At 62.4% G+C, this 17,387-nt stretch carries 24 protein-coding genes; all 24 read right to left on the bottom strand.

Going from position 1 to position 17,387, the window contains the following annotated elements:
- Positions 1 to 9: 9 nt before the first annotated feature.
- Complete coding sequence (gene rpsE / locus J7355_RS04950) at positions 10 to 519, bottom strand: 30S ribosomal protein S5 (RefSeq protein WP_209060467.1); 510 nt, start codon at positions 517 to 519, stop codon at positions 10 to 12.
- Between the two features lie 13 nt (positions 520 to 532).
- Complete coding sequence (rplR, locus tag J7355_RS04945; protein WP_209060459.1) at positions 533 to 889, bottom strand: 50S ribosomal protein L18; 357 nt, start codon at positions 887 to 889, stop codon at positions 533 to 535.
- 45 nt (positions 890 to 934) lie between these two features.
- Positions 935 to 1,465: a 50S ribosomal protein L6 gene (gene rplF, locus J7355_RS04940; RefSeq protein WP_209060458.1), complete on the bottom strand. Its 531-nt coding sequence runs from the start codon at positions 1,463 to 1,465 to the stop codon at positions 935 to 937.
- 31 nt (positions 1,466 to 1,496) lie between these two features.
- Entirely contained in the window at positions 1,497 to 1,892 is a 396-nt protein-coding gene (gene rpsH, locus J7355_RS04935; protein ID WP_209060456.1) for a 30S ribosomal protein S8, read from the bottom strand.
- Between the two features lie 24 nt (positions 1,893 to 1,916).
- Complete coding sequence (gene rpsN / locus J7355_RS04930) at positions 1,917 to 2,222, bottom strand: 30S ribosomal protein S14 (protein WP_209060454.1); 306 nt, start codon at positions 2,220 to 2,222, stop codon at positions 1,917 to 1,919.
- A gap of 22 nt (positions 2,223 to 2,244) precedes the next feature.
- Entirely contained in the window at positions 2,245 to 2,796 is a 552-nt protein-coding gene (rplE, locus tag J7355_RS04925; RefSeq protein ID WP_209060775.1) for a 50S ribosomal protein L5, read from the bottom strand.
- Positions 2,797 to 2,826: 30 nt separating this feature from the next.
- Positions 2,827 to 3,156 (bottom strand): 50S ribosomal protein L24, encoded by a 330-nt coding sequence (gene rplX, locus J7355_RS04920; RefSeq protein ID WP_209060452.1) that lies wholly within the window; start codon positions 3,154 to 3,156, stop codon positions 2,827 to 2,829.
- Entirely contained in the window at positions 3,153 to 3,518 is a 366-nt protein-coding gene (gene rplN / locus J7355_RS04915; RefSeq protein ID WP_209060451.1) for a 50S ribosomal protein L14, read from the bottom strand. Before rplN ends, rplX begins: the two co-directional genes overlap by 4 nt.
- Before the next feature lie 9 nt (positions 3,519 to 3,527).
- Positions 3,528 to 3,836, bottom strand: a complete 309-nt coding sequence (rpsQ, locus tag J7355_RS04910; protein ID WP_209060448.1) for a 30S ribosomal protein S17 — start codon at positions 3,834 to 3,836, stop codon at positions 3,528 to 3,530.
- Positions 3,837 to 3,849: 13 nt separating this feature from the next.
- The gene (gene rpmC, locus J7355_RS04905; RefSeq protein ID WP_209060446.1) at positions 3,850 to 4,038 is read right to left on the bottom strand and encodes a 50S ribosomal protein L29; all 189 of its coding nucleotides are present in this window, start codon (positions 4,036 to 4,038) and stop codon (positions 3,850 to 3,852) included.
- Positions 4,039 to 4,046: 8 nt separating this feature from the next.
- Entirely contained in the window at positions 4,047 to 4,460 is a 414-nt protein-coding gene (rplP, locus tag J7355_RS04900; RefSeq protein ID WP_209060443.1) for a 50S ribosomal protein L16, read from the bottom strand.
- A 6-nt stretch (positions 4,461 to 4,466) separates the two neighbouring features.
- Positions 4,467 to 5,147 carry a 30S ribosomal protein S3 gene (gene rpsC / locus J7355_RS04895; RefSeq protein ID WP_209060441.1) on the bottom strand — a complete coding sequence of 227 codons (681 nt, stop codon included), beginning with the start codon at positions 5,145 to 5,147 and terminating at the stop codon, positions 4,467 to 4,469.
- A gap of 12 nt (positions 5,148 to 5,159) precedes the next feature.
- A complete protein-coding gene (gene rplV, locus J7355_RS04890) occupies positions 5,160 to 5,492 on the bottom strand; it encodes a 50S ribosomal protein L22 (protein WP_209060439.1) in 333 nt (110 codons plus the stop codon).
- Positions 5,493 to 5,509: 17 nt separating this feature from the next.
- Positions 5,510 to 5,779: a 30S ribosomal protein S19 gene (gene rpsS / locus J7355_RS04885; RefSeq protein ID WP_209060437.1), complete on the bottom strand. Its 270-nt coding sequence runs from the start codon at positions 5,777 to 5,779 to the stop codon at positions 5,510 to 5,512.
- A gap of 30 nt (positions 5,780 to 5,809) precedes the next feature.
- The gene (rplB, locus tag J7355_RS04880; RefSeq protein ID WP_209060435.1) at positions 5,810 to 6,646 is read right to left on the bottom strand and encodes a 50S ribosomal protein L2; all 837 of its coding nucleotides are present in this window, start codon (positions 6,644 to 6,646) and stop codon (positions 5,810 to 5,812) included.
- A gap of 33 nt (positions 6,647 to 6,679) precedes the next feature.
- On the bottom strand, positions 6,680 to 6,982 hold the full coding sequence (gene rplW / locus J7355_RS04875) for a 50S ribosomal protein L23 (protein ID WP_209060433.1): 303 nt from the start codon (positions 6,980 to 6,982) through the stop codon (positions 6,680 to 6,682).
- Complete coding sequence (gene rplD / locus J7355_RS04870) at positions 6,979 to 7,587, bottom strand: 50S ribosomal protein L4 (protein WP_209060432.1); 609 nt, start codon at positions 7,585 to 7,587, stop codon at positions 6,979 to 6,981. The genes rplW and rplD overlap by 4 nt, the downstream gene beginning before the upstream one ends.
- 27 nt (positions 7,588 to 7,614) lie before the next feature.
- Positions 7,615 to 8,322, bottom strand: a complete 708-nt coding sequence (gene rplC / locus J7355_RS04865; protein ID WP_209060429.1) for a 50S ribosomal protein L3 — start codon at positions 8,320 to 8,322, stop codon at positions 7,615 to 7,617.
- 146 nt (positions 8,323 to 8,468) lie between these two features.
- Complete coding sequence (gene rpsJ / locus J7355_RS04860) at positions 8,469 to 8,783, bottom strand: 30S ribosomal protein S10 (protein WP_006913628.1); 315 nt, start codon at positions 8,781 to 8,783, stop codon at positions 8,469 to 8,471.
- 2 nt (positions 8,784 to 8,785) lie between these two features.
- A complete protein-coding gene (tuf, locus tag J7355_RS04855; protein ID WP_209060414.1) occupies positions 8,786 to 9,976 on the bottom strand; it encodes an elongation factor Tu in 1,191 nt (396 codons plus the stop codon).
- 12 nt (positions 9,977 to 9,988) lie between these two features.
- On the bottom strand, positions 9,989 to 12,103 hold the full coding sequence (gene fusA, locus J7355_RS04850) for an elongation factor G (protein WP_209060428.1): 2,115 nt from the start codon (positions 12,101 to 12,103) through the stop codon (positions 9,989 to 9,991).
- Positions 12,104 to 12,147: 44 nt separating this feature from the next.
- Positions 12,148 to 12,621 carry a 30S ribosomal protein S7 gene (gene rpsG, locus J7355_RS04845; protein ID WP_006913625.1) on the bottom strand — a complete coding sequence of 158 codons (474 nt, stop codon included), beginning with the start codon at positions 12,619 to 12,621 and terminating at the stop codon, positions 12,148 to 12,150.
- A gap of 39 nt (positions 12,622 to 12,660) precedes the next feature.
- Positions 12,661 to 13,035, bottom strand: a complete 375-nt coding sequence (gene rpsL / locus J7355_RS04840; protein ID WP_209060427.1) for a 30S ribosomal protein S12 — start codon at positions 13,033 to 13,035, stop codon at positions 12,661 to 12,663.
- A gap of 127 nt (positions 13,036 to 13,162) precedes the next feature.
- On the bottom strand, positions 13,163 to 17,386 hold the full coding sequence (gene rpoC / locus J7355_RS04835) for a DNA-directed RNA polymerase subunit beta' (protein ID WP_209060425.1): 4,224 nt from the start codon (positions 17,384 to 17,386) through the stop codon (positions 13,163 to 13,165).
- Between the last annotated feature and the right edge of the window lies 1 nt (position 17,387).

The following is a 17,387-nucleotide window of genomic DNA, read 5'->3' as shown; positions in this document are numbered from 1 at the left end:
GCGCTCCCGTTAAGCGGTGATTTCTTCAACCGTCTTGCCACGCTTGGCGGCGATGAATTCCGGATCATGCATCTCGCGCAGGCCATTGATGGTGGCACGCACCAGGTTGATGGGGTTACGCGAGCCGTAGCTCTTGGCGAGGACGTTGCTCACGCCAGCCACCTCGAACACGGCACGCATGCCGCCGCCGGCGATCACGCCGGTACCTTCAGAGGCCGGCCGCATGATGACCTTCGTCGCGCCGTGGCGACCAACGATCGCGTGCTGCAGCGTGGAGCCTTCCTTGATCTGAACGCGGATCATGCTCTTGCGCGCCGCTTCCATCGCCTTGGCGATCGCCAGCGGGACTTCGCGCGCCTTGCCATAACCAAAGCCGACGCGGCCCTCGCCGTCGCCTACGACGGTCAGCGCGGTAAAGCCGAACTGCCGGCCACCCTTGACCACCTTGGCCACGCGATTGACCGTGATCAGCTTCTCGAGCAGATCGCCTTCTGTGCGTTGTTCGTTACGTGTTGCCATCTTGAGGATCCTGTTAGAACTGCAGGCCGTTTTCACGCGCCGCGTCGGCAAGCGCCTTGATACGACCGTGGTACGCGAAGCCGGCGCGATCGAACGCGACCGACTCGATACCGGCGGCCTTGGCCCGGTCCGCGATGGTGCGGCCGATCAGGCGCGCTGCATCGCAGTTGCCCGTCTTGCCACACTCCTCGCGGAGGCTCTTTTCGACCGTCGACGCGCAGGCGATGGTCTGCGACCCGTCGGGCGCGACGATCTGGGCGTAGATATGCTGCGGCGTCCGGTGAACGGACAGGCGATGCGCGCCCAGGTTCCGCATGTGCATGCGTCCCCGGCGTGCCCGGCGCAGTCGCGAAATCGTTTTCTTGTGCATGGCGTACTGAATCTGTTGGAGGCCGTTGATGAAGCGAGCCGGTATTTACTTCTTCTTCGCGTCCTTGCGAACCACACGCTCATCGGCGTAGCGGATGCCCTTGCCCTTGTAGGGCTCCGGCGGACGGAAGTTGCGGATTTCTGCCGCAGCCTGCCCGACAACCTGCTTGTCGGCCCCGTTGAGAATGATCTCCGTGTTGCTCGGCGTCTGCACGGTGACACCCTGCGGCATCTTGTATGCCACTGGATGCGACAGTCCGAGCGACAGGTTCAGGGTATCGCCCTGCGCCTGCGCGCGATAACCGACGCCGACCAGCTCGAGCTTGCGCTCGAAGCCTTCGCTCACGCCCTTGACCATGTTCGCCACCGTCGCACGGACAGTGCCGGCCATCGCCAGGTTGAGTTTGCGACCGGTCGCCTTTGCACGGGCCTCGCCGTCGGCGACTTCGAGATCCACACCCGCCGGCAGACGAAAAGACAGCTCGCCGTTCTTGCCCTTGACGCGCACATCGCGCTCGGCGACGTTGCATTCAACGCCGCTCGGCAGGCTGACGGGCGCCTTAGCTACTCTGGACATATTCGAACTTCCTGTACGTTGCTCGACGCGTCTACGACACGTAGCAGAGAATCTCGCCGCCGTGACCCGCTTCGCGCGCTGCGCGATCGGTCATCACGCCCTGCGACGTGGATACAATCGAGATCCCAAGGCCACCGACAACCGTCGGCACGTCCTTGCTGCTGCGATAGATCCGGAGGCCGGGCTTCGACACGCGCTCGATGTTCTCAATGACACCGTGTCCCTGGAAATACTTCAGCTCCACGCGCAGACGCGGCTTGCCGTCCAGGTCACTCGTTTCGAATCCGGCAATATAGCCTTCGTCCTGAAGCACCTTGGCGATAGCCAGCTTCAGCTTGGACGAGGGCATTTCGACGCTTTCCTTCTCTGCCGACTGCCCGTTACGGATACGGGTCAACATGTCGGCAATGGGGTCAGTCATACTCATGCGTACCGATACCTTTTCTGTGGCCTACCAGGAGGACATGACGAGGCCGGGCACCTCGCCACGCATGGCTGCTTCCCGCAGCTTGTTGCGCGAGAGCCCGAACTTGCGATAAACACCACGCGGACGGCCGGTGGCTTGGCAGCGACGCGTGACCCGAGTCGGGCTCGCATCGCGCGGCAGCGCCTGCAGTTCCTGCGCGGCGGCGAACCGCTCTTCCGGCGTCGCCTCCGGGTCGTTGATACGATCCTTGATCGCGGCGCGCTTGGCGGCGTACTTCTCCACCAGCTTCGCGCGCTTGCGATCGCGGGCGATCATGCTTTTCTTTGCCATAGTTCTTTAGTCTCCGGGTCGCTTACTTGCGGAACGGGAAATTGAACCCGTCCAGCAGCGCGCGCCCCTCTTCATCGTTCCGTGCGGATGTCGAGATCACGATGTCCATGCCGCGCAGCGTGTCCACGCGGTCGTAGTCGATCTCGGGAAACACGATCTGTTCGCGAATACCCATGCTGTAGTTGCCGCGGCCATCGAACGCGCGCGGGTTAAGCCCGCGGAAATCGCGGATACGCGGCAGCGACACGTTCACGAGCCGATCGAGAAATTCGTACATCTGGGTGCGGCGCAGCGTGACCTTGCAGCCAATCGGCCAGCCTTCGCGAATCTTGAAGCCGGCGACCGACTTGCGAGCGCGGGTCATGACCGGCTTCTGACCAGCGATCTTGGCCATGTCGCCCATGGCCGCCTCGATCACCTTGCGATCGGACACGGCTTCACCGACACCCATGTTGAGCGTGATCTTGGTTACGCGCGGCGCCGCCATCGGGCTGCTGTAACCGAACTGCTCCATGAGCTGCGGGACGATCTGATCGGCGTACACCGATTTCAAGCGTGCCGGATGTTTACTCATATTTTCCATGGCGTTTTCCATGACGATTGCCTACGCGTCGACCACTTCGCCAGACGACTTGTAGATACGCACCTTACGGCGGTCCGCACCTTCGCCCAACCACTTGAAACCGACCCGCTCACCCTTCTGGGTGTCCGGGTTGTACAGCATCACGTTCGAGATGTGCAGCGGCATTTCGCGTTCCTCGATGCCACCCTGGATACCCTGATTCGGGTCCGGGCGAACATGCTTTTTCGCGACATTGATGCCGTCAACAACGACCTTTTCGCCGAGCACGCGATTGACCGTGCCGCGACGACCCCGGTCCTTGCCCGAGATCACGACGATCTCGTCGCCGCTACGAATCTTCCTGGAGCTCATAGAACCTCCGGCGCAAGCGAGATGATGCGCATGAACTTCTCACGCAGCTCGCGCGTGACCGGGCCGAAGATACGCGTACCAACGGGCTCGTTGTTCGCGTTCAGCAGCACGGCCGCATTGTTGTCGAAACGGATCAGCGAACCGTCGTTGCGACGAACCCCGTGGCGCGTGCGAACGACGACGGCATTCATGACCTCGCCCTTTTTCACGCGCCCGCGCGGGATCGCATCCTTGACGCTGACCTTGATGATGTCGCCAACACGAGCGTAACGGCGATGCGACCCGCCCAGCACCTTGATGCACTGGACGCGGCGGGCGCCGCTGTTATCGGCCGCATTGAGTACCGATTCTGTCTGGATCATGGCTGTCGTTTATCCTGCGGTATCGAATTCGCCGGCCTTCTCGACCACGCGCCGCAGCGACCACGCCTTGCGGCGGGACACCGGGCGACCCTCTGCGATTTCCACGAAATCACCCACCTGGCAGGTGTTCTCCGGATCGTGCGCCTTCAGACGCGTGCTCCGACGAACGTATTTGCCATACAGCGGGTGCTGCATGCGCCGCTCGATCAGCACGACGATGGTCTTGTCCATCGCATTGCTGACGACCTTGCCGGCCAGAATGCGCTGACGCTTTTCCTGATCGGCGGCAGTGTTGTTCGTTTCGCTCGTTTCGCTCATGGCTCAACTGTTCCTATTTGCCCGCTTCGCGCAGCACGGTCTTGATGCGCGCGATATCGCGGCGGATGGCGCCAAACTGATGCGTCTGCGCCAGCTGACCGGTCGCCTGCTGCATGCGCAGGTTGAACTGTTCACGCCGCAGCGACAGCAGTTCCTTGTTCAGGTCTTCGGCCGACTTCTCGCGCAATTCTTTCGCTTTCATCTTCGCCTCTACAGAATCTTGCGTTCGACAAAGGCCGTCTTCACCGGCAGCTTGGACGCCGCCAGACGGAACGCTTCCTGGGCGACTTCACGGCTAACGCCTTCCATCTCGTAGAGCATGGAACCGGGCTGCACCTTGGCCACCCAGAATTCGACGTTGCCCTTGCCCTTACCCATGCGGACTTCAATCGGCTTTTTCGTTACCGGCTTGTCCGGGAACACGCGGATCCACGTCTTGCCGCCACGCTTGATATGACGGGTCATGGCACGACGCGCCGCCTCGATCTGGCGGGCAGTGAGCCGGCCACGCTGTACGGCCTTCAGCCCGTACTCGCCAAAGCTCACCTCGTTACCGCGCTGCGCCAGGCCACGGTTGCGACCCTTCTGAACCTTGCGGAACTTGACTCGTTTCGGTTGCAACATGGTTGATTACCCCGCGGCCGCGCCGGATTCGGCGGGCTTCTCTTCGATCTTGGGATCGGTGTCGAACACCTCGCCCTTGAAGATCCAGACCTTGACGCCGATGACGCCATAAGTGGTCTTGGCTTCAGCGAGGCCATAATCGATGTCGGCGCGCAGCGTATGCAGCGGCACTCGCCCATCGCGATACCACTCGGTACGTGCGATTTCGGCGCCGTTCAGACGGCCCGCCACGTTCACACGGATACCGCCGGCACCGAGACGCATCGCGTTGCCCACCGCGCGCTTCATCGCACGACGGAACATGATCCGACGCTCGAGCTGCTGCGCGATATTCTGGGCCACGAGCAGTGCGTCCAGTTCCGGCCGACGAATCTCTTCCACCGACAGGTGAACCGGCACGCCCATACGCTCGGAGACTTCCGCACGCAGTTTGTCGATATCCTCGCCCTTCTTCCCGATCACGATACCGGGGCGCGCCGTGTGGATCGTGATGCGCGCCGAGCGGGCCGGCCGATCGATCTGGATACGGCTTACCGACGCGTGCGACAGCTTCTCGCGGATGAAGTCACGAATCTCGAGATCCGTGTTCAGTGCATCGCGATAGCCGGCGTTTTCGGCATACCAGCGCGAGCTCCACTCGGAGGTGATGCCCAGGCGGAAACCGACAGGATGTACTTTATGACCCATATCTATGTCCGATTACTTGTCTGCGACACGAATCGTCAGGTGACTCGTACGCTTGAAAATCCGGTCGGCACGACCTCGTGCACGCGGCTTCATGCGCTTCATGGTCGGACCCTCGTCCACCATGATCACCGAGACCTTGAGCTCGTCGATGTCGGCGCCTTCATTGTGCTCGGCGTTGGCGACAGCCGACTCGAGCACCTTGCGCACGATCTGCGCGGCCTTCTTGGTCGAAAACTGCAGCGTTTCGAGCGCGCGCTCGACCGGCATGCCACGCACTTCGTCGGCAACGAGGCGGGCCTTCTGCGGCGAAATCCGCGCGAAACGCAGTTTGGCGAACGATTCCATAGTGATAAGTCCTCGCCTTAACCCTTGCGATCGCCAAGGTGACCCTTGAACGTCCGCGTCGGGGAGAATTCGCCGAGCTTATGGCCGACCATGTTCTCCGACACGAACACCGGCACATGCTGACGGCCGTTATGCACGGCAATGGTCAGACCGATCATGTCCGGCGTCACCATCGAGCGACGCGACCAGGTCTTGATCGGACGCTTGGTGCTACTGCCCGCGGCGGCCTCGACCTTGGCGGCCAAGTGCAAATCCACGAACGGGCCTTTCTTGATTGAACGGGGCATAGCTATTCCTGTGCCTGTATAGAACGCGGCTTACCGCTTCTTGCGCTTGGCGCTGCGACGAACAATCATGCCGTCGGTGCGCTTGTTTGCACGCGTCTTGAAACCCTTCGTCTTCCAGCCCCAGGGACTGGTCGGATGCCGACCACCACTGGTGCGACCTTCACCACCGCCGTGCGGATGATCCACCGGGTTCATGGCCACACCACGAACCGTCGGGCGACGCCCGCGCCACCGCTTGGCACCGGCCTTGCCCAGCTGACGGAGGCTGTGCTCGTAATTGCCGACTTCGCCGACCGTCGCGCGGCAGTTGATATGCACGCGACGCGTCTCGCCGGACTTCAGGCGAAGTACCGCGTACTCGCCGGCGCGAGCCGCAACCTGGATCGCAGCACCCGCGCTGCGGCCGAGCTGCGCGCCCTTGCCGGGACGCATCTCGACACAATGCACCGTCGTGCCGACAGGGATGCTCGCCAGCGGCAACGCATTCCCGGGACGAATCGGCGACTGCGGACCGGACACGATCTGAGCACCGATCGCCACCCCGCGGGGCGCAATGATGTAACGCCGCTCGCCGTCCAAGTAGCACAGCAACGCGATATTCGCACTGCGATTCGGGTCGTATTCGAGCCGCTCGACCTTCGCCGGCACGCCGTCCTTGTCGCGCTTGAAATCGACAAGACGATAGTGCTGACGATGACCGCCACCACGATGACGGACCGTGATGCGACCGTTATTGTTGCGACCACCCTGCTTGTGCTTCTTGACGACGAGCGAGGACTCGGGCTTGCCGTTGTGCAAGGCGTGGTCCTTGACGCTCACGACAAAGCGACGACCCGCGGATGTCGGCTTGGCTTTCTTGAGTGCCATAATTCCTTACCTGTCTGACGCTTATCGCAGCGCTTACTGAGTGGCGCCGTCGAGGAAATCGATTTCCTCGCCGTCGGCCAGCGTGACGTAGGCCTTCTTCCAGCCGCTGCGCATACCCGGACGACCACGGAACCGCTTCAGCTTCGGCTTCACGTTGATCGTGGTCACGCCCTCGACCTTCACGTCGAAGAGCGACGCTACCGCAGCCGCGATTTCCGGCTTGCTCGCAGTCTTGGCGACTTCGAACACGACCTGGTTGTTCGCGTCGCCGACGACACTGCTCTTCTCGGAAATGTGCGGCGCGCGCAAGATCTGAAAAATGCGTTCCTGGTTCATTGCAACCAACCTTCAAGGGCGCGAAGCGCCTCTTCCGTGATCAGCACCTTCTCGGCACCCACCAGCACCACCGGGTCAAGCGCGGAGACACCCACCACGTCGAGGCCGACGATGTTGTTCGCGGAGTAACCAAGCTTGTCGTCGACTTCGCCAACAACCATCAGCCCGCGCGGCGCGCAATTCTGGTCGTCAAGCGCCTTGATCAGCGCCTTGGTGCTCCGCGCTTCGAGCGCGGGCGCCTCGATCACGACCAACCGATCCTGCCGAAGCAGCTCGGACACGATGGCGCGCATCCCTGCGCGATACATCTTGCGGTTGACCTTCTGCGAGTAATCCCGCGGGACTGCCGCAAAAGTCACGCCGCCGCCAGCCCAGATCGGGCTGCGAATGGTGCCGGCACGCGCACGACCCGTCCCCTTCTGGCGCCACGGCTTCTTGCCGCCACCGCGCACGGCCGCACGATTCTTTTGTGCCTTGGTGCCAGCGCGCGAACCCGCCAGGTATGCGGTCACGATCTGATGCACCAGATCCTTGTTGAACGGGCGCGCGAAGATCTCGTCAGAGACCGAGACCGATTTGCCGCCTGTTGCCAAATTCAGTTCCATGACTTATGCCTGTCGTGAGAGTCGCGCTTAACCGGCTTTCTTGACTGCCGGACTGATGACCACGTCACCGCCCTTGGCACCCGGAACACCGCCCTGGATCAGGATGAGGTTGCGTTCGGCATCGACACGCACGACACGCAGGTTCTGAACCGTGGTGCGCGCGTTGCCGAGCTGGCCCGCCATCTTCTTACCCTTAAACACATGGCCCGGCGACTGGTTCTGACCAATCGCGCCCGGCGCACGGTGGGCTTTCGAGTTGCCGTGCGACATGCGCTGCGAGCGGAAGTTGTGACGCTTGATCACACCGCCGTAACCCTTACCGATCGACCGACCGACCACGTCGACGATCTGACCTTCCGAGAACAGCGACACCGTCAACTCACCGCCAACGGCCAACTCGACCTGCTCCGCCTCGGCCGGCTCCTCGCCTTCCTCGGTGGGCTGCGGCGCAGCACCCGGAACGGTCGGCCACTCGCCTTCGACGCGGAACTCCCAGAGCCCGCGACCGGCTTCGACGCCAGCCTTCTTGAAATGGCCGGCGCTGGCCTTCGTCACGCGACTGGCACGACGCGAACCCGTCGTGACCTGTACGGCGCGATAGCCTTCCGTATCCGTATCCTTCATCTGAACGACACGGTTGGGCTCGACTTCGACGACCGTTACCGGAACGGACACGCCGTTGTCGTCGAAAACGCGAGACATGCCGCGCTTGCGACCTACCAATCCAATAGCCATGTGTTAAATACCTTCTCGCTTATCGCCACTCGCTAGAGGGGGCGACAGTTCAAGTTTGGTTGCATCCAGTGAACAAGGCCCGCGTGGTGCGGGCCTTGTTCGCCAGGGTCGCGGACTATACCAGACTGCGACCGATTTGTCTTGCCTTACTGCAATTTAATTTGGACGTCGACGCCCGCAGCAAGATCCAGCTTCATGAGCGCATCCACGGTCTTCTCCGTGGGCTCGACGATATCCATCATCCGCTTGTGGGTGCGGATCTCGTACTGGTCCCGCGCGTCCTTGTTGACATGCGGCGAGATCAGGATCGTGTAACGCTCCTTGCGCGTCGGCAGCGGAATCGGGCCATGCACCTGCGCACCCGTGCGCTTGGCGGTTTCCACGATTTCGCGCGCCGACTTGTCGATCAGACGATGATCGAAGGCCTTGAGACGAATACGAATGTTCTGACTTGCGGCCATGGTTATTCCGTAATCTTGGTCACGACGCCGGCACCCACGGTGCGGCCGCCTTCACGAATGGCGAAGCGCAGGCCTTCTTCCATCGCGATCGGATGGATCAGTTCCACGTTCATCGTGACGTTGTCGCCCGGCATCACCATCTCGGTGTCGGCCGGCAGCTCACAGGCGCCGGTGACGTCCGTGGTGCGGAAGTAGAACTGCGGGCGGTAGCCCTTGAAGAACGGGGTGTGACGACCGCCTTCTTCTTTCTTCAGCACGTAGACTTCGCACTCGAACTTGGTGTGCGGGGTAATCGAACCCGGCTTGGCCAGCACCTGACCACGCTGGATGTCTTCACGCTTGGTGCCACGCAGCAGTACGCCGACGTTGTCGCCCGCCTGCCCCTGGTCGAGAAGGCGGCGGAACATTTCGACGCCGGTGACGGTGGTCTTGGCGGTGGCGGTGATGCCGACGATTTCGATGTCGTCGCCAACGTTGACGATGCCGCGCTCGACACGACCGGTGGCGACGGTGCCGCGACCTGAAATCGAGAAGACGTCTTCGACCGGCATGAGGAACGTGCCGTCGACGGCGCGCTCGGGCTCGGGAATGAAGTCGTCCATGGCGCGCACGAGCTTGGCGATGGCTTCGATGCCGTGCTCGCCTTCGTCGCCGTCGAGCGCCTTGAGGGCACTGCCGACCACGACCGGGGTGTCGTCACCTGGGAAGTCGTAGGCGTCGAGCAGTTCGCGCACTTCCATTTCGACGAGCTCGAGCAGCTCTTCGTCGTCGACCATGTCGGCCTTGTTGAGGAACACGACGATATGCGGCACGCCGACCTGACGCGAGAGCAGGATGTGCTCACGGGTCTGGGGCATGGGGCCGTCGGCAGCGGACACGACCAGGATCGCGCCGTCCATCTGGGCGGCACCGGTGATCATGTTCTTGACGTAGTCGGCGTGACCGGGGCAGTCGACGTGGGCGTAGTGGCGCGCCTCACTTTCGTATTCGACGTGCGAGGTCGAAATCGTGATGCCACGAGCCTTTTCTTCCGGCGCCTTGTCGATCATGTCAAACGCCGACAGCTGGCTGCCGAACAGGCGGTTCGACACCACCGTCAGCGCCGCCGTCAACGTGGTCTTGCCATGGTCCACGTGACCAATCGTGCCGACGTTTACGTGCGGCTTGTTACGCTCGAATTTTGATTTGGACACGGCGACTACCTCTTATGCCTTTTGCGACTGGTTTCGGGTCAGACCTTCGATCACGTGCGAAGGTGCTTCCGAGTATTTCTCGAACTGCATGGTGTAGGTGGCACGACCCTGGCTCATGGAGCGCAGATCAGTCGAGTAACCGAACATCTCGGAGAGCGGCACGGCAGCGGAAAGCTGCTTGCCGGTCGGGATGTCTTCCATGCCCTTGACGGTGCCGCGACGGCGATTCAGATCGCCCATCACGTCACCCATGTATTCTTCCGGCGTGACGACTTCCACGTCCATCATCGGCTCGAGCAGCACCGGCGATGCCTGACGAGCACCGTCCTTGAACGCCATCGAGCCGGCTATTTTAAACGCGGCCTCGCTCGAGTCAACATCGTGATAGGAGCCGTCATAAAGCGTGACCTTGAGGTCGACCATCGGGTAACCCGCGACCACACCGTTGGCCATCGCTTCCTGGACACCCTTGTCCACGGAGTTGATGTATTCCTTCGGCACCACGCCACCGGTGATGGCGTTGACGAACTCGTAGCCGGTGCCGGCCTCTTCCTGCGGCTCGAGCCGCAGATAGACATGACCGTACTGGCCACGACCACCCGACTGGCGCACGAACTTGCCTTCCTGCTCGACTTCCTTGCGAATGGTCTCGCGATACGCGACCTGCGGCGCACCGACATTCGCCTCGACGCCGAACTCACGCTTCATGCGATCGACAATGATCTCGAGGTGGAGCTCACCCATGCCGGAGATAATGGTCTGCGCCGTTTCCTCGTCGGTGCGCACCTGGAAGGACGGATCCTCCTGGGCCAGCTTCGACAACGCGACGCCCATCTTTTCCTGATCGGCGCGGGACTTGGGTTCCACGGCAACGGCAATAACCGGATCCGGGAACTCCATGCGCTCGAGAATCACCTGGGAGTCCGGCGCGCACAGCGTGTAGCCAGTGGTCACGTTCTTCAGACCAACCACCGCGGCGATATCGCCGGCGCGGACTTCCTTGATCTCTTCGCGCGAGTTGGAGTGCATCTGCAGGATGCGACCCACACGCTCCTTCTTGTTCTCGATCGGGTTGTAGACCGAATCGCCCGAAGAGAGCACGCCCGAGTAAACCCGGATGAACGACAGCGAGCCCACGAACGGGTCGGTCGCGATCTTGAACACCAGCGCCGCGAACGGCTCTTCGTCGCTCGCGCGACGCTCGATCTTGGTATCGGGATCGTTGGCGTCCTGGCCCTTGATCGGCGGCACTTCGGTCGGCGCAGGCAGATAGTCGACGACAGCGTCGAGCATGGCCTGAACGCCCTTATTCTTGAATGCCGTGCCACACAGGCACAGGCAGATCTCATTGGCGATGGTGCGCGCACGAAGACCCGACTTGATGTCCTCGTCGGACAACTCGCCGTTCTCGAGATAGCGATCCATCAACTCTTCGTCGGCTTCCGCGGCGGCCTCGACCATCTCTTCGCGATACTTCTCGGCGTCGGCCTTGAGATGATCGGGAATCTCGCGCGCCTCGAAGGTACGACCGGCGTCTTCCTGGTTCCAGTAGATCGCCTGCATGCGCAGCAGATCGACCACGCCCTCAAAGTCGTCCTCGGCGCCGATCGGCAGCTGGATCGAGACGGGGTGCGTGGCCAGACGATCGCGCATCATCTGCACACAGCGGTAATAGTCCGCACCCAGCTTGTCCATCTTGTTGACGAACACCAGCCGCGGAACATGGTACTTGTTGGCCTGACGCCAGACCGTTTCGGTCTGCGGTTCGACACCCGCGTTGGCGTCCAGCACACAGACGGCACCGTCGAGTACACGAAGCGAGCGCTCGACTTCGATCGTGAAGTCCACGTGCCCCGGCGTATCGATGATGTTGATGCGGTACTGCTCGGGGAACTGCTGTTCCATGCCCTGCCAGAAGCAGGTCGTCGCGGCTGACGTGATGGTGATGCCGCGCTCCTGCTCCTGCGCCATCCAGTCCATCACGGCCGCACCGTCGTGCACTTCGCCCATCTTGTGCGAAATACCGGTGTAGTAGAGGACACGTTCGGTCGTCGTCGTCTTGCCGGCATCAATGTGGGCCATGATGCCGATGTTGCGATAACGCTCGAGAGGATGCTTGCGGGACATGAATTAGTTCTCTTTTCGAATCTCGAAAATGGGCCGCGCGCCGCTTACCAGCGGAAGTGCGAGAACGCCTTGTTGGCGTCCGCCATGCGATGCGTGTCTTCGCGCTTCTTGACGGCGGCGCCGCGATGCTCGGAAGCATCCAGCAGTTCACCGGCCAGACGCTGCGCCATGGAGTGCTCGCCGCGCTTGCGGGCTGCATCGATCACCCAGCGCATGGCCAGCGTCGTGCGACGCACCGCACGAACTTCCACCGGCACCTGATAGGTGGCACCACCGACACGACGGGATTTCACCTCGACCGCGGGGCGGATGTTATCCAGCGCTTCCTCGAGAATCTCGAGCGGCTCGTCGGTACCCTTCTTGGTGCCGATCTGGGTCAGCGCGCCGTAGACGATGGCCTCGGCCTTCGACTTCTTGCCGTCTTCCATGATCATGTTCATGAACTTCGCAAGCAGCTCGCTGTGGTAGCGCGGATCGGGCAGGATTTCGCGACGCGGCGCGGATGCACGACGGGACATAGTGAACCTTTAGGTATTCGTTGAACTAGTGCGTTCGGACTAGGACTTCGGCTTCTTGGCGCCGTACTTGGAACGGCCCTGGCGACGCGCTTCGACACCGGAGGCGTCGAGCGCACCACGCACCGTGTGATAGCGCACACCCGGCAAGTCCTTCACACGACCGCCGCGAATCAGCACGACCGAGTGTTCCTGCAGGTTGTGGCCTTCACCACCAATGTAGCTGGCAACTTCGTAGCCGTTGGTCAGGCGAACACGCGCAACTTTACGCAGCGCGGAGTTCGGCTTCTTCGGCGTCGTGGTGTACACGCGCGTGCAGACCCCGCGACGCTGCGGACACCCCTGCAGCGCGGGGACGTCGTTCTTCTGGGGCTTGTCTTTGCGGCCCTTGCGGACCAGTTGGTTGACCGTAGACACGTCGTCACCCTGCTCGATCGATGAAAAATATAAAGGCAGCCCGACCGGGATCGAGCTGCCGTTAAAGGACGGCGGATACTAATGGTGCCGGCGTTTTCTGTCAAGCAGAAACGCCGGCACCCTCGCATTATGCCGAGTCTTCGTTCGTCTGCTCTTCGGTAGCCGTTTCGTCGTCGCCACCCGGGATCTCCTCATCACGCGGCAGCGCGCCCTGGAGGTCCAACGGGCCGAGACGCTCTCGACGCCGCTGTTCGTGGTACGCGAGGCCGGTACCTGCCGGGATAAGCCGGCCGACGATGACGTTCTCCTTGAGACCACGCAGCTCGTCGCGGGCACCGCGGACCGCGGCTTCCGTGAGCACGCGCGTCGTCTCCTGGAACGACGCCGCCGAGATGAACGACTCGGTCGACAGGCTGGCCTTGGTGATACCCAGCAGCAGACGATCGAACGTGGCCGGAGCCTCGCCCTTCGCCTCGACACGGCGGTTCTCGTCGAGTACGGACTGATACTCGGCCTGCTCGCCCTGCAGGAAGCTGGTATCGCCGGCATCCACGATCTCGACCCGACGCAGCATCTGGCGAATGATCACCTCGATGTGCTTGTCGTTGATCCGCACGCCCTGGAGCCGGTAGACGTCCTGAATTTCCTTGACCAGGTAGTCGGCCAGCTTCGGAATACCCTGCAAACGCAGGATATCGTGGGGCATCGGCTCGCCGTCGGAGACGATTTCGCCCTTCTCGACGTGCTCGCCTTCGAACACGTTGATCTGGCGCCACTTGGGGATCAGCAGCTCGTTCTCGTAACCGTCGCTGTCGACGATCTTGAGACGCTGCTTGCCCTTCGTGCCCTCGCCAAAGCGCACGGTACCCGCGGCCTCGGCAAGAATCGCCGGAATCTTGGGCTTGCGCGCCTCGAACAGATCGGCGACACGCGGCAGACCGCCGGTGATGTCGCGCGTCTTCGAGGATTCCTGCGGGATGCGGGCGCAGACGTCGCCGACGACCACTTCCTGGCCGTCCTCGACGACCACAATGGCCTTCGGCGGCAGGCTGTATGCCGCCGGGATCTCGGTCCCGGGGAAGTTCAGCTCGTTGCCGTCGTTGTCCAGCAGCTTGATGACCGGCCGCAGATCCTTGTTGGCGGAGCCGCGCGATTTCGGTTCCGTGACCACGAGCGTGGACACGCCGGTGATCTCGTCGATCTCGCGCTGGACGGTCACACCTTCCATGAACTCCTCGAACTTCACCTTACCGGCGACTTCCGAGATGATCGGATGGGTGTGCGGATCCCAGTCGGCCAGACGGGCGCCGGCCTGGACCGCTTCGCCCTCGCCGACGTGCAGACGCGCGCCGTAGGGGATCTTGTAGCGTTCCTTCTCGCGGTAGTTCTCGTCCATGACGCCGATCTCGCCGGAGCGGGACACGGCCACGAGATGACCGCCTTCGGCGTGCTCGACGGTCTTGATGTTGTGCAGCTTGACCGTGCCGTCGGTCTTGACCTCGACACCGTCGGCCGACACCGCACGCGATGCCGCACCACCCACGTGGAAGGTACGCATGGTCAGCTGCGTGCCGGGCTCGCCGATCGACTGCGCGGCGATCACGCCCACGGACTCGCCGATGGAGACCTGCTCGCCGCGGGCCAGATCACGGCCGTAGCACTGCGAGCACACGCCGAACGGCGCCTCACAGGTGATCGGGCTGCGAACGTGCACCTCGTCGATGGAGTTGGTCTCGAGCAGATCCACTTCCTTCTCGGAGAGCAGCGTACCGGCATCCAGCAACGTGTGGTTGGTGGCCGGATCGACCACATCGGAGGCCAGAACACGGCCAAGCACCCGCTCGCGCAGCGGCTCGACCACGTCGCCGCCTTCGACGATCGGGTACATCATGATGCCGTTGTCGGTGCCGCAGTCGCGATCGGTGATGACCACGTCCTGGGACACGTCCACGAGACGACGGGTGAGATAACCCGAGTTCGCGGTCTTGAGCGCCGTATCAGCCAGACCCTTACGCGCACCGTGCGTGGAGATGAAGTACTGAAGTACGTTCAGACCCTCACGGAAGTTCGCGGTAATGGGCGTCTCGATGATCGAACCGTCCGGCTTGGCCATCAGGCCACGCATGCCCGCCAGCTGACGGATCTGGGCCGCACTACCACGCGCGCCCGAGTCGGCCATCATGAAGATCGAGTTGAACGAGGTCTGGTCCACCGGGTTGCCCTCGGCGTCGGTGACCTCGTCGGTGCCGAGCTTGTCCATCATCGCGGACGCGATCTGCTCGTTGGCACGCGACCAGATGTCGATGACCTTGTTGTAACGCTCGCCCTGGGTCACGAGACCGGAGGTGTACTGCTCCTCGATCTCCTTGACCTCGTCCTCGGCACGCGCCAGCACCGTGGCCTTCTCGGACGGCACTTCCATGTCGCCGACCGCGATCGAGATGCCCGCCTTGGTGGACATCCGGAAGCCGGTGTACATCAGCTGGTCGGCGAAGACGACCGTTTCCTTGAGGCCGACGTCGCGATAGCTGGAGTTGATGACGTCGCCGACGGCCTTCTTGTCGAGCTCGCGGTTGATGAGCTTGAACGGCAGACCGGCCGGCAGGATCTCGGACAACAGCGCGCGGCCGACCGTGGTATCCACGATGCGCGTGACCGGCGTCTGATTGTTGTCCTCATCGACGTCGACGTCGTTGACTCGGACCTTGATATGCGCCTGCAGGTCGACCATCTGTGCGTCGTAGGCGCGGTAGACCTCGCTGATGTCGGCAAAGGTCATGCCCTCGCCCTTGGAGTTCACGCGCGAACGCGTCATCCAGTACAGGCCGAGGACGACGTCCTGGGTCGGCACGATGATCGGCGCGCCGCTCGCCGGTGACAGGATGTTGTTCGACGCCATCATCAGCACGCGGGCTTCCAGCTGTGCCTCGATGGACAGCGGCACGTGCACGGCCATCTGGTCGCCGTCGAAGTCGGCGTTGAAAGCGGTGCAGACCAGCGGATGCAGCTGGATGGCCTTGCCTTCGATGAGCACCGGCTCGAACGCCTGGATCCCCAGGCGATGCAGGGTCGGCGCGCGGTTGAGCATGACCGGGTGCTCGCGGATGACTTCCTCGAGCATGTCCCAGACTTCCGGCTCTTCACGCTCGACCATCTTCTTGGCCGCCTTGATCGTGGAGGCCAGCTCCAGACGCTGCAGGCGCGAATAGATGAACGGCTTGAACAGCTCCAGCGCCATCTTCTTGGGCAGACCGCACTGGTGCAGCTTGAGCGTCGGGCCGACCACGATGACCGAGCGGCCCGAGTAGTCGACACGCTTGCCGAGCAGGTTCTGGCGGAAGCGGCCCTGCTTGCCCTTGATCATGTCGGCGAGCGACTTGAGCGGGCGGCGGTTGGAGCCGGTGATCGCGCGGCCACGACGACCGTTGTCGATCAGCGCGTCCACCGATTCCTGCAACATGCGCTTTTCGTTGCGCACGATGATGTCCGGCGCGTTGAGCTCCAGCAGGCGACGCAGACGATTGTTGCGGTTGATAACGCGACGGTAGAGATCGTTGAGATCGGACGTCGCGAAGCGGCCGCCGTCCAGCGGCACCAGCGGGCGCAGGTCCGGCGGCAGCACCGGCAGCACGCGCATGATCATCCACTCGGCCTTGTTCCCCGACTGCTGGAAATACTCCAGCAGCTTCAGGCGCTTGCCGAGACGCTTGATCTTGGTGGCCGAACCGGTGGCGTTGAGTTCCTCGCGCATGCGCGCGGCTTCCGCGCCCATGTCCATGTTCTTGAGAATGTCGAGGACGGCCTCGGCACCCATCTTGGCCGCGAACTCGTCGCCGTACTGCTCGACCGTGTCGAGATATTCCTCTTCCGTGAGCAGCGAATACGGCTCGAGCGGCGTCATGCCCGGATCGGTCACGACATAGGCTTCGAAATACAGCACCCGCTCGATGGCGCGCAGCGGCATGTCGAGCAGCAGGCCGATACGGGACGGCAGACTCTTGAGGAACCAGATATGGGCGACCGGCGACGCCAGGTCGATATGGCCCATGCGCTCGCGGCGCACCTTGGTCTGCGTGACCTCGACGCCGCACTTCTCGCAGATCACACCGCGGTGCTTCATGCGCTTGTACTTGCCGCACAGGCACTCGTAGTCCTTGACCGGACCGAAGATCCGGGCACAGAACAGGCCGTCACGTTCCGGCTTGAACGTGCGGTAGTTGATGGTTTCGGGTTTCTTGACCTCGCCGAACGACCACGAGCGGATCGTTTCCGGCGAAGCAAGACCAATTCTGATGGCGTCGAACTCTTCGACGTCGTCCTGGCTCTTGAACAGATTCAGCAGATCTTTCATG

Source organism: Endozoicomonas sp. G2_2 (assembly GCF_017744135.1).
GTDB lineage: Bacteria > Pseudomonadota > Gammaproteobacteria > Nevskiales > Salinisphaeraceae > Salinisphaera.
This window is presented reverse-complemented; position numbering and strand designations above follow the sequence as displayed.

Bases quoted from the DNA above. Each gene is read 5' to 3' on its own strand.
- rplR (WP_209060459.1), bottom strand. From the start codon at position 889: ATGCACAAGAAAACGATTTCGCGACTGCGCCGGGCACGCCGGGGACGC.
- rplF (WP_209060458.1), bottom strand. From the start codon at position 1,465: ATGTCCAGAGTAGCTAAGGCGCCCGTCAGCCTGCCGAGCGGCGTTGAA.
- rplV (WP_209060439.1), bottom strand. From the start codon at position 5,492: ATGGAATCGTTCGCCAAACTGCGTTTCGCGCGGATTTCGCCGCAGAAG.
- rplX (WP_209060452.1), bottom strand. From the start codon at position 3,156: ATGAGCTCCAGGAAGATTCGTAGCGGCGACGAGATCGTCGTGATCTCG.
- rpsS (WP_209060437.1), bottom strand. From the start codon at position 5,779: ATGCCCCGTTCAATCAAGAAAGGCCCGTTCGTGGATTTGCACTTGGCC.
- rpsN (WP_209060454.1), bottom strand. From the start codon at position 2,222: ATGGCAAAGAAAAGCATGATCGCCCGCGATCGCAAGCGCGCGAAGCTG.
- fusA (WP_209060428.1), bottom strand. From the start codon at position 12,103: ATGTCCCGCAAGCATCCTCTCGAGCGTTATCGCAACATCGGCATCATG.
- rpsJ (WP_006913628.1), bottom strand. From the start codon at position 8,783: ATGGCCGCAAGTCAGAACATTCGTATTCGTCTCAAGGCCTTCGATCAT.
- rplN (WP_209060451.1), bottom strand. From the start codon at position 3,518: ATGATCCAGACAGAATCGGTACTCAATGCGGCCGATAACAGCGGCGCC.
- rplE (WP_209060775.1), bottom strand. From the start codon at position 2,796: ATGAGTAAACATCCGGCACGCTTGAAATCGGTGTACGCCGATCAGATC.
- rpsH (WP_209060456.1), bottom strand. From the start codon at position 1,892: ATGAGTATGACTGACCCCATTGCCGACATGTTGACCCGTATCCGTAAC.
- rplW (WP_209060433.1), bottom strand. From the start codon at position 6,982: ATGAACCAGGAACGCATTTTTCAGATCTTGCGCGCGCCGCACATTTCC.
- rplB (WP_209060435.1), bottom strand. From the start codon at position 6,646: ATGGCACTCAAGAAAGCCAAGCCGACATCCGCGGGTCGTCGCTTTGTC.
- rplD (WP_209060432.1), bottom strand. From the start codon at position 7,587: ATGGAACTGAATTTGGCAACAGGCGGCAAATCGGTCTCGGTCTCTGAC.
- rpsE (WP_209060467.1), bottom strand. From the start codon at position 519: ATGGCAACACGTAACGAACAACGCACAGAAGGCGATCTGCTCGAGAAG.
- rplC (WP_209060429.1), bottom strand. From the start codon at position 8,322: ATGGCTATTGGATTGGTAGGTCGCAAGCGCGGCATGTCTCGCGTTTTC.
- rpsC (WP_209060441.1), bottom strand. From the start codon at position 5,147: ATGGGTCATAAAGTACATCCTGTCGGTTTCCGCCTGGGCATCACCTCC.
- rpoC (WP_209060425.1), bottom strand. From the start codon at position 17,386: ATGAAAGATCTGCTGAATCTGTTCAAGAGCCAGGACGACGTCGAAGAG.
- rpsG (WP_006913625.1), bottom strand. From the start codon at position 12,621: ATGTCCCGTCGTGCATCCGCGCCGCGTCGCGAAATCCTGCCCGATCCG.
- rpmC (WP_209060446.1), bottom strand. From the start codon at position 4,038: ATGAAAGCGAAAGAATTGCGCGAGAAGTCGGCCGAAGACCTGAACAAG.
- rplP (WP_209060443.1), bottom strand. From the start codon at position 4,460: ATGTTGCAACCGAAACGAGTCAAGTTCCGCAAGGTTCAGAAGGGTCGC.
- rpsQ (WP_209060448.1), bottom strand. From the start codon at position 3,836: ATGAGCGAAACGAGCGAAACGAACAACACTGCCGCCGATCAGGAAAAG.